This is a genomic window from Ruminococcus bicirculans (ex Wegman et al. 2014) (genome assembly GCF_000723465.1).
Taxonomy (GTDB): Bacteria; Bacillota; Clostridia; order Oscillospirales; family Ruminococcaceae; genus Hominimerdicola; species Hominimerdicola aceti.
The window spans coordinates 2060430-2074646 of record NZ_HF545616.1; the positions used below are offsets into that span (position 1 = coordinate 2060430).

At 45.6% G+C, this 14217-nt stretch carries 14 protein-coding genes; all 14 read right to left on the reverse strand.

The annotated features are described in order from the left end of the window. Nucleotide 1: 1 nt before the first annotated feature. A complete protein-coding gene (locus RBI_RS09560) occupies nucleotides 2–901 on the reverse strand; it encodes a MerR family transcriptional regulator (RefSeq protein ID WP_038672593.1) in 900 nt (299 codons plus the stop codon). A gap of 32 nt (nucleotides 902–933) precedes the next feature. Beyond that, the gene (locus RBI_RS09565) at nucleotides 934–2604 is read right to left on the reverse strand and encodes an ammonium transporter (RefSeq protein ID WP_038672594.1); all 1671 of its coding nucleotides are present in this window, start codon (nucleotides 2602–2604) and stop codon (nucleotides 934–936) included. Nucleotides 2605–2632: 28 nt separating this feature from the next. Next, nucleotides 2633–4267 (reverse strand): ABC transporter substrate-binding protein, encoded by a 1635-nt coding sequence (locus RBI_RS09570; RefSeq protein ID WP_038672595.1) that lies wholly within the window; start codon nucleotides 4265–4267, stop codon nucleotides 2633–2635. A gap of 28 nt (nucleotides 4268–4295) precedes the next feature. Continuing rightward, nucleotides 4296–5315 carry an ABC transporter ATP-binding protein gene (locus RBI_RS09575; protein WP_051706747.1) on the reverse strand — a complete coding sequence of 340 codons (1020 nt, stop codon included), beginning with the start codon at nucleotides 5313–5315 and terminating at the stop codon, nucleotides 4296–4298. Then, nucleotides 5312–6307, reverse strand: a complete 996-nt coding sequence (locus tag RBI_RS09580; RefSeq protein ID WP_022286942.1) for an ABC transporter ATP-binding protein — start codon at nucleotides 6305–6307, stop codon at nucleotides 5312–5314. The genes RBI_RS09575 and RBI_RS09580 overlap by 4 nt, the downstream gene beginning before the upstream one ends. Nucleotides 6308–6310: 3 nt before the next feature. Further along, a complete protein-coding gene (locus RBI_RS09585) occupies nucleotides 6311–7222 on the reverse strand; it encodes an ABC transporter permease (RefSeq protein WP_038672597.1) in 912 nt (303 codons plus the stop codon). A 13-nt stretch (nucleotides 7223–7235) separates the two neighbouring features. After that, the gene (locus RBI_RS09590) at nucleotides 7236–8180 is read right to left on the reverse strand and encodes an ABC transporter permease (RefSeq protein ID WP_051706749.1); all 945 of its coding nucleotides are present in this window, start codon (nucleotides 8178–8180) and stop codon (nucleotides 7236–7238) included. Nucleotides 8181–8518: 338 nt separating this feature from the next. Continuing rightward, a complete protein-coding gene (locus RBI_RS09595) occupies nucleotides 8519–9124 on the reverse strand; it encodes an AAA family ATPase (protein ID WP_038672599.1) in 606 nt (201 codons plus the stop codon). A 3-nt stretch (nucleotides 9125–9127) separates the two neighbouring features. After that, nucleotides 9128–9838 (reverse strand): trimeric intracellular cation channel family protein, encoded by a 711-nt coding sequence (locus RBI_RS09600; protein ID WP_051706751.1) that lies wholly within the window; start codon nucleotides 9836–9838, stop codon nucleotides 9128–9130. Next, on the reverse strand, nucleotides 9835–11109 hold the full coding sequence (locus tag RBI_RS09605; protein ID WP_038672602.1) for a sigma 54-interacting transcriptional regulator: 1275 nt from the start codon (nucleotides 11107–11109) through the stop codon (nucleotides 9835–9837). Before RBI_RS09605 ends, RBI_RS09600 begins: the two co-directional genes overlap by 4 nt. Before the next feature lie 31 nt (nucleotides 11110–11140). Then, nucleotides 11141–11920: an amino acid ABC transporter ATP-binding protein gene (locus tag RBI_RS09610; RefSeq protein ID WP_022286948.1), complete on the reverse strand. Its 780-nt coding sequence runs from the start codon at nucleotides 11918–11920 to the stop codon at nucleotides 11141–11143. A 22-nt stretch (nucleotides 11921–11942) separates the two neighbouring features. Beyond that, the gene (locus RBI_RS09615; protein ID WP_051706754.1) at nucleotides 11943–12602 is read right to left on the reverse strand and encodes an amino acid ABC transporter permease; all 660 of its coding nucleotides are present in this window, start codon (nucleotides 12600–12602) and stop codon (nucleotides 11943–11945) included. Nucleotides 12603–12616: 14 nt separating this feature from the next. Continuing rightward, entirely contained in the window at nucleotides 12617–13279 is a 663-nt protein-coding gene (locus RBI_RS09620; RefSeq protein WP_022286950.1) for an amino acid ABC transporter permease, read from the reverse strand. A gap of 57 nt (nucleotides 13280–13336) precedes the next feature. Next, nucleotides 13337–14203, reverse strand: coding sequence for a transporter substrate-binding domain-containing protein (locus RBI_RS09625; RefSeq protein ID WP_158455150.1), 867 nt, complete (start codon nucleotides 14201–14203; stop codon nucleotides 13337–13339). Between the last annotated feature and the right edge of the window lie 14 nt (nucleotides 14204–14217).

Sequence of the window (14217 nt, forward strand, 5' to 3'; positions counted from 1 at the left end):
ATTATTTCTCCCTGCTTTCTTTTATAAGCGGAAACTGAAGCTCCGCTATAGTTTCATCACTGTTGTCCGTAAGTGTTATGTCTATACGGTATATCATCACTCCGACGCTTCCAAGGGTGTAGCCATGCTCCTGTGCAAGACAGCGCATTTTCATTATAAGCTCACCGAAATAGCTGTAGCAATTCCTGTGAAAAGCGCAAACGTATTTTCCTCCTGCCACTGTTGTGAAGCTTTCCTTGTCAGCCTGATCTGCCGAGCAGAACACCATAGGGCAGACCTCGGAGTCCATATCGTCAGGGTCAACTGAGTTTTTTATGGTCATTGCCACCTTATCAGTGGCAAGCACAGGTGAAGTTCCGCCTATAGCCTCCTCAAGCTTCATAAACTCTATACCAGTGAGATTCGTTCTGAACTTATTGCTCTCCCCTTTGAGGGCATATCGTTCAGGAAGCTCCTTTATAACAGGGTCATCAAGCTTGAAATCTGTGTTGTTAAGTTCTCTGATAAATTTAAGCTTTTCTTTCAGCACACGGCTTATTTCAAGCTTATCCGCTATCTCCTGCTGTAAAAGCTCATAACGCTGTCTGAGAACACGCTCGGACTTTTCAAGGTTTCTGTCGCTGAAATAGTCCTCTATTTCTTTCAGTGATAAGTTCAGCCTGCGAAGCTCTTTTATAGTGCCAAGCTTTTCACACTGCTGTGCCGAATAAAACCTCCGCCCTGTGAGCTTGTCAACATAGTCAGGTCTTAAAAGCCCTATCTTATCGTAATATCTAAGCCGTTCGGTAGGTATGTTTCGATACTTTGCTATCTCGGTTATGCTCAGAAGCTTTTCCCCATTCGGGACAAGCTGTCCGTTTTCGTCTGTATAAAACACAGTGTATTTCATATCATCAGTCATATCTTGTCCCCCATTCCAATTATTATGGCAGCTTATTCAAGAGCCTGCTCGTCCTCTGCACCTGTTCTTATCTTCACAACGTTTGCAACGTCATAAACAAATATCTTTCCGTCGCCTATCTTGCCCGTATAAAGCACCTTTCTGATAGTGTCGATAAGAAGTCCAAGAGGAACAGTGCTTATAACTATCTCCACCTTTATCTTAGGCAGAAGCCTTGATTCAAGCTCAGAGCCTCTGTAAAGCTCAGTGCTTCCTTTTTGTATTCCACAGCCGCTCACCTGCGTAACTGTCATACCTGTTATATCAAGCTTATCCAAAGCATTTTTCAGCAACTCGAACTTTGCGACGTTCATAAGAACGACCACCTTGTGCATCTTTCCGTCCGCCTTGTAGTCAGAAGCGTTAAGCTCTGAGGCTTCGTCTATAGCCCTCACCTTTGAAGGCTCGTCAGCGGCAGCGGTGATGAACTGAGCAGTGTTGAGAAGATCCGCATAGCTGCTTGAAAGTCCATGCTCGCACTTGTCAAGGCCAACTATCTCTGTGTTCTCGCTAACTCTCAGACCCATTGTTTTCTTTATCACTGTGAACACTATCACCATAATAAGCGCTGTCCATGCCGCCACTGAAAGCACGCCTGCAAGCTGTATAAGCAGATCCTTCGGGCTTCCTGAATATATAAGACCGCTTTTCTTTGCGAAAACGCCCGTCATAAGCGTTCCCCATGCTCCACACAAACCGTGAACACTTACCGCACCCACAGGGTCGTCAGCCTTTAGCTTTGTTATAAGCTCAACACCAAACACCATTACAAAGCCTGCTGTTATGCCGATAAAGAATGCTCCTCCTGCCGAAACTGTGTCACAGCCTGCGGTTGAAGCCACAAGTCCTGCAAGTGCTCCGTTAAGGGTCATTGTCACGTCAGGCTTGCCGTAGCGCACCCATGTGATGAACATTGCAGCTATTGCGCAAGCCGCCGCAGATATGTTTGTGTTAAAGAAGATATCCCCAAGCTTTGCCGCCGCATTGCCGCCCTGAGCGGTGAGAAGCGAGCCACCGTTAAATCCGAACCAGCCTATCCACAAAATGAATATGCCCAAAGCTCCGATAGTGAGATTATGTCCCGGTATGGCTCTCGCCTTGCCGTTTTTATCAAACTTGCCTATCCTTGCTCCCACAAGCAGCGCACCTATAAGTGCAGTAGTTCCGCCAACAACGTGAACGGCAGTTCCGCCTGCGAAATCGTGAAAGCCTATACTTTTGAGCCAGCCTGCACTGTTCCATATCCAGTGACCTGTTATAGGATAAACTATTCCGCTCATAACAGCCGAATATGTAAGATAAGCCTTGAACTTTGTTCTGCCTGCCATTGCTCCTGAAACTATAGTCGTGGCAGTTGAACAAAAGACAGTTGCGAACATAAGGAACACTCGCTTAGGCAGATCTCCTGCGGCTGCAAACTTTCCTGCTGCGAACAGGCTTGGCGTTCCGATAAATCCTCCTATGGAGTCGCCATACAAAAAGCTGAAGCCGATAACCCAGAAAAGAACAGAGCCTATGCAGTAATCCATAAGGTTTTTCATTATTATGTTGCCTGCATTTTTTGCTCTGGTGAAGCCTGTTTCCAGCATTGCAAAGCCTGCCTGCATAAAGAATATCAAAGCTGTGCAGAGAAGAACCCACACGGTATCCAGAGATGAATACATTATCGCACTTCCTTTTTCATATTATTTCTTATTTTGCGACATGAACGTCTGCATAACTGAAGTTATACCAGAACATCGGGCTTGGGTCATATGTGAACTTGTCGCTTACTGCGTAAACATCAGATGATGTGTAAAGTCCAAGGTAAGGGCACTCATCAGCAAATATCTTATATGCGTCAGTATAGTAACCCATTTTCTCAGCGTCGTCTGTTGTCTGAGCCACTTTATCAAGAAGTCCGTCTGCTTCTGTGCTTGTCCAAAGTGTTTCATTCGTTCCGCCCTCGCAAGCGTTAGAGCCTGCATATAATGTCTTTAACATTCCCATAGGGTCAAGGAAGTCTGACATCATGTATGTGCCGACTGCGTTGTAATATCTCTCGCCGTTATCCTTTGTCTTGTAGCCGAACATATAGCTGAAGATATCGCTGTCAGGCACTTCCACAAGATTCATTGTGATAGCGCCACTTGCGTCTACCATTGACTTGAGAAGCTCAGCCTGCTTCTGCGTCTGTGAAGTCGTATAGAAATCAAACTCAAAGCCGTCAGGATACTTTGACTTTGCAAGACATTCCTTTACCTTGTCATAATCCTGAGTATAAACATCGCTTTCGGCGATAGTTGAATCCCACTTATCCTTATCCATATACATCATGGATTCGCTCATTGGAACAACAGCCGACTGCTTTGCATAATCACCGCCGATAGTTGTTGTTATCTGGGAACGGTCGATACAATATGCAACAGCCTTTCTTGCCCACTCGTCATCAAAAGGCTTTGAAGCTGTGTTGAATGCGATATAGTTTGAAGTCGTTCCCTCGCATGAGAGGATATTGAAGTTCTGACAGCTCTGATATACAGACATAACGCTGTTTGACATACCCTCGACAAAGTCTATCTGTCCGCCCTTTGCCGCAAGTGCTAATGCGCTTTCGTCCTCGATAACGTAATATTCTACCTTGTCGATATCGAGAGTATCAGGGTCGCCCCACCAGTTTTCGTTCTTTTCAAGAACTATCTCGCTTCCTGATGACCATGAAGAAAGCTTGTAAGGACCTGTGCCGACAGTCTTTCCGTCAGCAGTGCCGTACTTGTCGCCTTGCTCCTCTGTTACAGACTTCTCGACTATAGTGCAGGCTGATGTTGCAGGAACATACTGCCATGATGAGTCAGGCTGCTTAAGATGAACTGTCAGCGTCCAAGTATCGTTGTCGGCTTCAAAGCTGTCAACGTTTGCAAAAAGATAGCTCATATAATAGTTGTCTTCTGTTACTCTGTTAAGAGAATAAAGCACATCGTCCATTGTCATTTCATTGCCGTCTGAGAACTTTACTCCCTGTCTTATCTTGTATGTGTATGTAGTATCGTCAACCTGCTCCCAAGATTCTGCAAGGGCAGGTTCAACTTTTGTGCCGTCATGTGAGAAGTTAAGAAGCGTGTCATAGCAGTCATAACCTGTGAGAGTTGCTGCCACGATAGTGAAGTCGGCAGGGTCAAATGATGACGGCTCCTGAGTATAGCCTACTCTGAGAACTGTCTCTGAATTTCCTCCTGAAGAACCTGAGCCTGAACCGGAACCTGTGTTGTTGAAGCAGCCTGTCATACAGCTTGAAACTGTTATTGCCAATGCAGCAGCGGCCGCGATCTTGCGTGAGAATTTTTTCATGATAACTTTCCTTTCTTCAAAAGATTTATTACATATCCGAAGCAGTCTTGCTGCGGTCAATGCCTAGCGGGAAATGACAGGCAACGTAATGCCCGTTTCCAATGTCTTTGAGCTTTGGCGTGCGGTTGTCGCACAAGCCCTCTTTGAAATATCTGCACCTGCCTGCAAAGCGACAGCCCTCGGGGATATCCACTGCGTTCGGTATATCTCCCTCCAGCAGGATATGCTTCTTATTTTCAAGAGGGTGTTCCTTTGGCTTTGCTGAAATAAGTGCCTGAGTATAAGGGTGAGCAACGCTGTTATATACCTGCTCCACCGTACCCATTTCCATTACCGCTCCCAGATATACCACCGCTATCCTGTCGCAAACGTGACGGACAACGTTCAAATCATGGGAGATAAAAAGTATCGTCTGCCCTTTATCCTCTTTCAGGTCGAGCATAAGATTCAATATCTGCGCCTGCACAGAAACGTCAAGTGCCGAAACAGGCTCGTCTGCAAGAATGAAATCAGGCTCCAGCATAAGCGCCCTTGCTATTGCAAGCCTTTGGAGCTGACCGCCCGAAAGGTCTTTAGGATATCTTGTGAGCAAGTCCTCCGGAAGCGCTATATACTCCATAAGCTGTTTTATCCTAGCCTTGTAGACCTCAGGCTTTATCTTATGCACCTTTGCAGATTCTTCAAGGCTAAAGCGTATAGTCTTTTTCGGGTCAAAGGAAGCAAGAGGGTTTTGAAAGACCATTTGCATTCTTGAACGCAGTTCCTGCTGTTCCTTTCGGCTCACATGAGTTATGTTTTTGCCGTCAAAATATATCTCGCCTGAATCAACGTCGATAAGCTTCAGAACGCATCTTCCTATGGTTGATTTGCCCGAGCCGCTCTCGCCTATTATGCCGAATATCTCGCCTTTGTAGATATCAAAGCTAACATCATCAACGGCGTGGATATATCTCGTCTTTGCCTTTGCAAGCTTGTAATTGTCAAGGCAGAAATACTTTTTCAGATCTCTGACGCTTATAAAAGGCTGTCTGTCTTTTTCTTTGCTCATTGTGATGTCACCTCCCGCCACTTGAAGCAAGCTGTGCTGTGTCCCTCAGACACATTTTCTGTAACAGGCACGCAGCTTCTGCATTTATCGTCAGCATACTTACATCTTGGTGCAAAGGCACAGCCCTTGAACTTTTCATACAGAAGCGGAGGACTGCCAGGTATGCTTTTCATTCTTTTTTCTGTGTCACTCTCTCTTGGATTGCTTTCAAGGAGCGCCTTTGTGTATGGGTGAGCAGGGTGGTCGAAAATATCCACAACGCTTGCGGTCTCAACAGCCTTTCCTGCATACATTACAGTTACGCTGTCGCAAATCTCAGCCACAACACCAAGGTTGTGAGTGATGAATATTACCGACGTTCCGCTTTCCTGCTGGAGCTTTTTTATAAGCTTTAGTATCTGCGCCTGGATAGTAACATCAAGCGCCGTGGTAGGTTCATCTGCAATAAGAAGCTTCGGCTCGCATATAAGCGCCATTGCTATCATTATTCTCTGTAACATTCCTCCGCTCATTTCAAACGGATACTGCTCGTATCTTTTCTCTGCAGGTGTTATGCCTATCTTTTCAAACATCTCGATGACCTTTTCTCTTGCTTCACGGCGATTTAAGTTTTTCTTCGCCCTTAGCATTTCTGCTATCTGCTCGCCTGCTTTCATGATAGGGTCAAGGGAAGTCATAGGGTCTTGGAATATCATTGCGGCTGTGCTGCCCCTGAAATCACGGAGCTGCTTTTTGCTCATTGCAAGAACATCTTTCTCGCCGCTGTCATCTCTTATGTAGATATCCCCTGCATATCTGGTGGTCTCCTCGTTATGGAGCCTTATGACCGACTTTGATGTTACGCTTTTTCCACAGCCGCTCTCGCCTACGATACCATGTATCTCCCCTTGCTTCACTTCAAGGTCAACGCCCTGAACGGCGTATACGATACCTCTAACTGTCATAAAGTCTACAGAAAGGTCTTTTATTTCAAGAACGTTTCCTTTTTTCATCTTTTACGCCTCCCCGTTTGCCTTAACTGCTGAAAGCTTCTTTATGCCGTGTTTCTTTTCGTATTTCTTGAATGACGGAAGCTTTCTTGATGACGGGTCGAGATAGTTCTGAACACCGTCGCTGAAAAGGTTTATGGATACTGTTACAAGTATTACGCATATTGCAGGTATAAAAAGCAGTGCCGAGCTATTATAAAGGTTGCCCATGCCGTCACGGAGAAGCGTTCCCCAGTCGGCATTCGGAGCCTGAACACCAAGTCCCAGAAAGCTCAGAGTAGCCATTGATGTGATAGCCGTACCGATATCAAGTGTGAACTGCGATATCATAGGTGTGATGATGTTCGGCAGGATATGCACGAAAATTATCCTTGCGTCTGAAAAGCCCATTGATTTGCAGGCTTCAATATACACCGCCTTTTTCTCTGTCATTATCATTGATCTTGCGGTCTTTGTTGTAAGAGGAATATAAGAAATGCCTATGGCGATGATACCTGTCATCATGCCCTTTCCCATTACTGCAATAAGGATAAAGGAAAGAAGAAGTGGCGGTATTGCACTTATAACGTCCCACACCCTCATTACGATACTGTCAAGAGGACCTCTGTAGTATCCGCAGATAAGCCCAAGAGGAACACCTATGACTACCTCTATGGCAACTATAAGAAAGGCATTCAAAATGGAAGTTCTTGCACTGCATATAAGCCTTGAAAAAAGATCTCTGCCAAGTCCGTCAGTTCCGAAAATGTGTCCCTCAGAAAAGGCTGGAGCATATATGGCATTCACGTCTGTGGCAAGAGGGTCATACGGTGCGATAACGCTTGCAAAGAGCGATACGAAAACTATTACCGCAAGGAATATTCCCGTCACCGCCACAACAGGTGTGAAAAACGTTCCTGCTTTATTTTTCTTCTTCATTAAAAATCCCACCTTATTTAAGATCAACTCTCGGATCAAGAACGGTATAAAGTATGTCGATAACAAAACTCATTACAAGATAAGCTCCAAGCATGAAAAGCACAAGTATCTGAACTATAGGAAAATTGTTTTCCTCTATCGCCGATATGAGCAGACCGCCTATACCAGGAAGAGAAAAGACCTGCTCAACTATTACCGTCGAGCCTATAGAGCCTGCTATCATGTATCCTGCAACTGTTATAACAGGAATAACGGCGTTGTGAAAAGCGTGCTTGTAGGTTATGTTGCTTTGCTTTAATCCCTTTGCAGCCGCCGTTGCGATATAAGGGGATTGAAGCTGATTTATCATGTTGCTTCGTGTGATACGTCCAAGCATCGCAACGAACGTCAGCGCCATTATCAGGCTCGGTATCGTTATACGCTGTAAGAACTCTCCGAAATTTGTATATGTTCCGATAAACGAATATCCAGGAACGTACTTTGTCATGAAAATAAGTATCAGTATGCTTACCAAAAATGACGGCGCACCTGAAAGCACAAGCATAAGTCCCGAAATTGCTGCGTCTGAGGGTCTGCCTTTTCTCAACGCCGCTGCAACTCCCATTATAACAGCTATCACTGAGCCTATGACGGAACTCATTATCACAAGTCCGAATGTTATTGGAAGCCTTGACATTATAAGACCTTTTACGTCCTGACCGTCAACATAGTCTGTGCCGAAGTCGCCTGAAAGAACTCCCTTTATCCACCTGAGATACTGTATATGCACAGGGTCGTCAAGGTGATATTTTTTTGTAAGAGCCTGCCTGAGTTCAGGAGTGGATTGATTGTTTCCTATCATTACTGTGAGAGGGTCTGCGTCTGACATTCTCAGAACAACGAACACCAGAAAGGATACCAAAAACATTATGACTATCATTGAAAGCAGCCGTTTGATTATAAATCTGAACCTTTTCACTTTACATTCCTCCTATATTTACAGCTGCGCTTTGCAGGATTTTCTTGTTTAACTTTCATTTTGCTTTTTGAAAATAATTTACTCCGCGAAACTTTTCTTTCGATATACCTATGATATATCCTGTAGCAACTACAACTGCAATACTAAAAATCAGTCATTTTATATTTTATATATAAACTTTTTATTAATGCAAGCTGCTTTTTCAACTTACAGAAAATGTTGCATGAATAAAGAAACTTTATATCCTGCATTTTGTTCATATTCACAAATACAAGAAAAGAGGGGCGCTCCAAAGCAGAAGCACCCCACAAATGAAGATTTGGTAATCAGTAGAAAGCTTAGTCCTCAAACATCTTTCTTGCAGCGAAGCATATCATCTCGGCAGCGAGATCAGTGCCGTATTCGCTTACGTCGATCATAAGATGTTTGTTGTCACGGTCACCACGATTTTTGCCTGTGACGTATTTATAATAGTTGTGGCGCTGGCGGTCAACACGTTTTATGAGCTTGTCAGCCTCCGGCCATGAAAGGTCATAAGTTTCACACATATGCTTTATCCTTGCTTCCAAAGGCGCATAAAGAAAAACGTTCATGTGGTTTGGATATTCTCTGAGAACATAGTCTGCACATCTGCCAAAGAATATGGCGGATACACGCTTGTTTGCAAGATCTCTGATGATATCCACCTGCGCTTTTACAGCCTTGTCGGAATAAAACTGAGTTGATGAGCCGTAACCGAATGACTTCAGCAGGCGGTCAGCGTTCTTGTCAAGCATTTCCTCACTGTCAAGAAACGAGTCACGGCTTATGCCTGCACGCTCCGCCGCCATATCTACAAGGTCCTTGTCATAAAACTCCACGCCAAGCTCAGCCGCCGCCTTTCTTGCGACCTCTCTTGCGTTGCAGCCGAACTCACGGCTTATGGTAATAATAAACTTTTTCATAGTCTATGCTCCTTTTTTATTTATGAGATTTTCTTTCGTGGCGGCTATCCTCCGCTCCTGTCTGGCTTTTATCTGGATCTTCGGCAAATTCCAACCGAATTTCACCGACATGAGCCTTAGGGAAAACGTCACCACAAGGCTCACCATGCAGGCAGGCATGAACGACATCATGCCATAGCAAAGCAGAAAAGCCGCTGCACCTGTGGCAGAAGCGCAGGCATAAATGTTGCCCACAAATATCTCAGGCTTCTTGTTCACGAAAATATCCCTGAGAACTCCGCCCCCAACGCCCGTTATAACTCCCGAAAACACAAGCAAAAAAGTGTTGTCTGACACGCCGCTCCTCATTGCCGCTGTTATACCTGTAACAGTGAAAATGCCAAGCCCTATAGTATCGAGCATGAGCATTGCAGTATCATAAAGCTTCAACGCCTTGCCCCCCAGGTCGCCTTTTACAGCCAAGGCTGCAAACACAAGCACCGATATCAAAGCCGCCGCACTCATTGCAAGGGGGTCACGAAACGCCGCCACAGGGTGACTTCCGATGACGATATCACGCATTATCCCACCGCCCACAGCCGTTGTCACTCCTATTATTATAACGCCGAAAAGGTCAAAACGTCTTTTTATCGCTGTCAGCGCACCGCTTGCCGCAAACGCCGCAGTGCCGATAAGTTCAAGTATCGTAACGATAACATCAAAACGCTCATTCATTCAACGTCCCTGCCTGCATATTTGTGTATCTTCCGCACCGCCGTCGCCTGACTTATGCCAAGCTTCTGAGCCACAGCCACAGATGTTCTGTATTTTTCATAGGCTCTCATCACAAGTCCGCTTTCGTAAAATTCAAGCATATCCTTTAGGGAAGCATTCTGTGCAAATACCTCAGACGAACCGCCTGTTATCCTGTCAGGCAAGTCGAAAACGTCCACCTTTTTCTTCTCGGTAGTAAGAACGATACGCTCGATAGTCCTATGCACCTCGTCGATATTTTCTTTCCAATCATATCCCAACAAACAGCCCATGGCACGAGGTGTGAACTCAACGCTCCGTGAGTATTTCTTGTTTGCCGAGCCGAGATAATAGTCGATAAAGCTTTTAAGATCCTCCGCACGCTCGCCAAGAGAATACATCTGTACCTGATAAGGCTCGAACTCGCTTATAAACTCCTCCGACAGCTTGTCAGCACCTTTAAGCTCCTCCACCGAATGTTCAGAAAGCCCCACAGGCACAATGCCTGCTTTTGCGCATTTTTCAAGGACTGCCCTTTGAAGCCTAGGCGACAGCCTGTCTATATGCTTTATTATCACAGCGTAAATGCCCGAAAGCGGCGATATCATCGACCCCTCTCCAAGAAGCTCCTTTTCTATGACTTCTTCCCCGACAGGTGCGCAGTCATAGGTGTAAAGCGTTCCTTTTTTGCCGTATATAGTGGAAGCAAGATAGCTTTTGCCGCTTCCTGTGGGACCATAGATGTAACACGGACAGCCTGCGTCACAGAAAACTCCTGCAAGCCGCCTTGCGTCTCTTGAACGGCTGCTTTGGGCGATATAACGCTGTCCACCGTCACGTCCTGTCATAAGCTCTATTTCATCAAGAAGCTTTTTGTTCTGATACTGCAAAACATTGTAACGCTCCCTCAGGTCGTCAAAGCCTGTTATCTCCCAAGAGGAATAGCTTATTATCATCTCAAGCTCTCCGTCCTTGAATACCGGTATTCCCGTGACGAAAGTTTCGTCATTGTCAACGCCTTTTTGCACCGTTGTGACACGCTTGTGGCTTTCAAAAACCATTTGCGTCACGCAAGGGGAAAACATCTTCATCATTTCCTCTGAGCCTGCGAATTTACCTATTATGTCAGAGCCTTTTACGCTTCTGCCGCTGAGATAGGAGTTTGAAACAAATCTGAACACTCCGCTGCTGTCGGCAATAGTCACTCCTGGGTGGATACTTTCGAGAATGTGCCCTAGCTGTTCATAATCCATTTGTCTGCACTCCTTTCTGCGGCTTTATAGTTTACACATTAAGTATCTTTGAGAAGAACTGCTTTGCACGGTCGCTCTTAGGGTGCTTGAACACTTCCTCAGGGGTGCCGTCCTCGATAACATAGCCGCCGTCCATAAAGCAGACTCTGTTTGCCACCTCTGCCGCAAAGCCCATTTCGTGTGTAACAACTATCATTGTCATTCCTGCCTGAGCCAGGTCTTTCATAACGTTCAGAACTTCGCCAACGAACTCAGGGTCAAGGGCGGAAGTCGGCTCGTCAAAGAGTATGACCTCAGGCTCCATTGCAAGGGTCCTCGCAATAGCCACACGCTGCTGCTGACCGCCTGAAAGCTGAGTAGGATAAGCGTCTGCCTTGCCGTCCATTCCAACTCTCGCAAGAAGCTCCATGGCTTTCTTCTTTGTTTCTTCCTTGTTAGCCTTTTTAACCTGAACAGGACACTCCATGACGTTTTCAAGCACTGTTTTGTGCGGCCAAAGGTTGAACTGCTGGAACACCATTCCAACGTTCTTTCTTATGACCTTTGCAGCCTTTTCGTTAAGTTTTTTGTTGTGCTTGTCCTCGTCGATGCCCTTCAGGGAAACTCCGCCTATATCTATCTCGCCTGATGTCAGCTCCTCGAGATAGTTCAGGCATCTGAGAAAAGTGCTTTTGCCAGAGCCGCTGGGGCCGATAACGCTTACCACCTCGCCCTTGTAAATATCCATATCTATTTTTCTGAGGACCTTAAGCTCCCCGTAATTCTTTGCCAGATCGTGAACCGATATAACAGGCTTTCTGCTTTCAGCCATTGTATTTTACACTCCTTTTTCGTCAGATAGCAACACGGTTGTTGTGCTTTTCTATACATCTTGATGCGAACTCGATAACAAGGTTCAGCGCCCAGTAAAGAACGCCTGCACAGATATAAACTATCAGAGGACTGAAAGTTATACCGATAGCCTCTTTTGTCATCATTGTCATTTCTGCAACTGTGATGATAGAAAGGATAGATGAGTCCTTAACAGTCTGAACAAACTGTCCTGTCAGTGACGGAACGATTATTTTCAAAGTCTGCGGGAAAATTATTCTCACCATTGTTTTAAATCTTGACATTCCCATTGCATATGAAGCTTCAAACTGTCCCTTTGGGATAGCGCTGACGCCGCTTTCAAGGATAACTGCGGTATAAGCCGCTGTGTACATTCCAAGAATTATAACGCCTGTTGAGAACGCTGAAACGTTCAGACCAAGAGCAGGGAGTCCGTAATACGCAAGATATACCTGCACCATAAAAGGGGTGCATCTGAATATCTTTATAAACGCCCTTGCGATAAGCTCAACAGCCTTGTTTTTTGAAAGGCACATATAGCCTACCGCCGAGCCTAACACCATTGCAATAAGGATAGACAGCACCGATATTGCCGCCGTTGTTCCAAGACCCTGCAAAAGCAGCGGAAGCGCTATTTCCGCAACGTGCATAAATTCGTTCATATATCTGCGCCTCCTTATCTTCTTTCAAGTCTTTTCTTCTGAAGCTTTACAAGTTCTTCAAGTCCTGCGCAGATAACAAAATACATAACTGCGATAGCAATATAGAAAGGCAGGTTTATGTATGTCTGCGTTACAAGACGCTGAGCCGTTCTTGTAAGCTCTACGATTGCCAACACAGAAAGCATCGGCGACACCTTTATAACGTTTATGAACTCGCTTGTTAGCTGCGGCAAAGCTACCTTGAATACCTGCGGGAAAACTATCCTCATTAGTATCTTTGGCTCGCTCATACCCAAGGCTCTGGCCGCCTCCGTCTGACCTTTTGGCACAGCCGTAAGTCCGCCACGGATTATTTCTGCGATAAATCCGCCGCTGTTAAGGCTAAGAGCGATTATGCCTGACGCCAGGTTTGAAAGGTTCAGACCCATTACTGCAAGCGCCTGATATATAATGTATATCTGCACCAGCACAGGCGTGCCACGGACAAAGCTTATATAAACTGCGACTATCTTTTTCAGTATTCTTGAAGGAAGCGAGTCGCCGCCCATTCTCATCACCGAAAGCAGCATACCAACGCAAAGCGCTATAAGTATCGCTGCAACGGATACGAATACTGTATAGCCAAGACCTTTCAGCAGCAGGTCTTTATAATGCCATACTATGTTGAAATTCTCCATTGATATATAATGCTCCGCCGTTTGCGACGGAGCATTTCCTCCTTTCAAAGGTGCTTTTTACTCGGCAGGGATATAATCGCTCTCAGGCAGGTCAACGGCTTCACCAAACCATTTCTTCTGGAGCTCTGCAAGAGTTCCGTCCTCTTTGAACTTGTGTATCTCAGAGTTGATATAGTCAGAAAGCTCTGTGTCTTCCTTACGAACAGCCCATGATACCCAAGTGTCTGTGCCGACCATTTCAGCCTTGCCTGAATCGTCAGCCACTATCTCATAATCGTCAGGATTCCTCATTACAACTGCGGCGCAGCTTGCATAGTTCTGAGCAACAAGGTCTATCTTGCCGTTCTTAAGCTCTGCAAAAGCCTCAGGGAATGAGTCGTATTTGAGCAGTTCAGCATAGCCGTCCTTGCCCTCTGACTTTAGCTTCTCGTTGAATTTCTTTGTATCGTCCTCATTGTAGCAAGAAGTCTGTGTGCCGACCTTTTTGCCTGACATATCTTCGATAGACTTGATGCTGTCATCGCCCTTTCTCTTTACGAAAACTGTAGTTCCGTTCTGGATAGGATAAGTCATCGTGTACTTGCCTGCACGTTCAGCAGTTACGCCGAGTGTTGCTCCAACAACGTCATATTTCTTTGCTTCAAGTCCTGCAAGTATTCCTTGGAACGGCAGGTCGATATAATCAAGCTCTACCCCCAGATCGTCGCAGATCTTAGCGAACAGATCTGCGTTGTAGCCTATGATCTTATCGCCGTCCATGTATTCAAAAGGCTCATAAGCGGCTTCTGTCGCAACTGTGAGCTTACCGTTTTCCTTGATCTGATCCAGTGTGAGCGGACCTGTGTTCTTGCTGCTTCCGCAGGCTGTAAGACATCCTGCCGCAAGTACTGAAGCCACTGCCACTGCACAAACTTTTCTTAACATTCCAAATCTTCTTC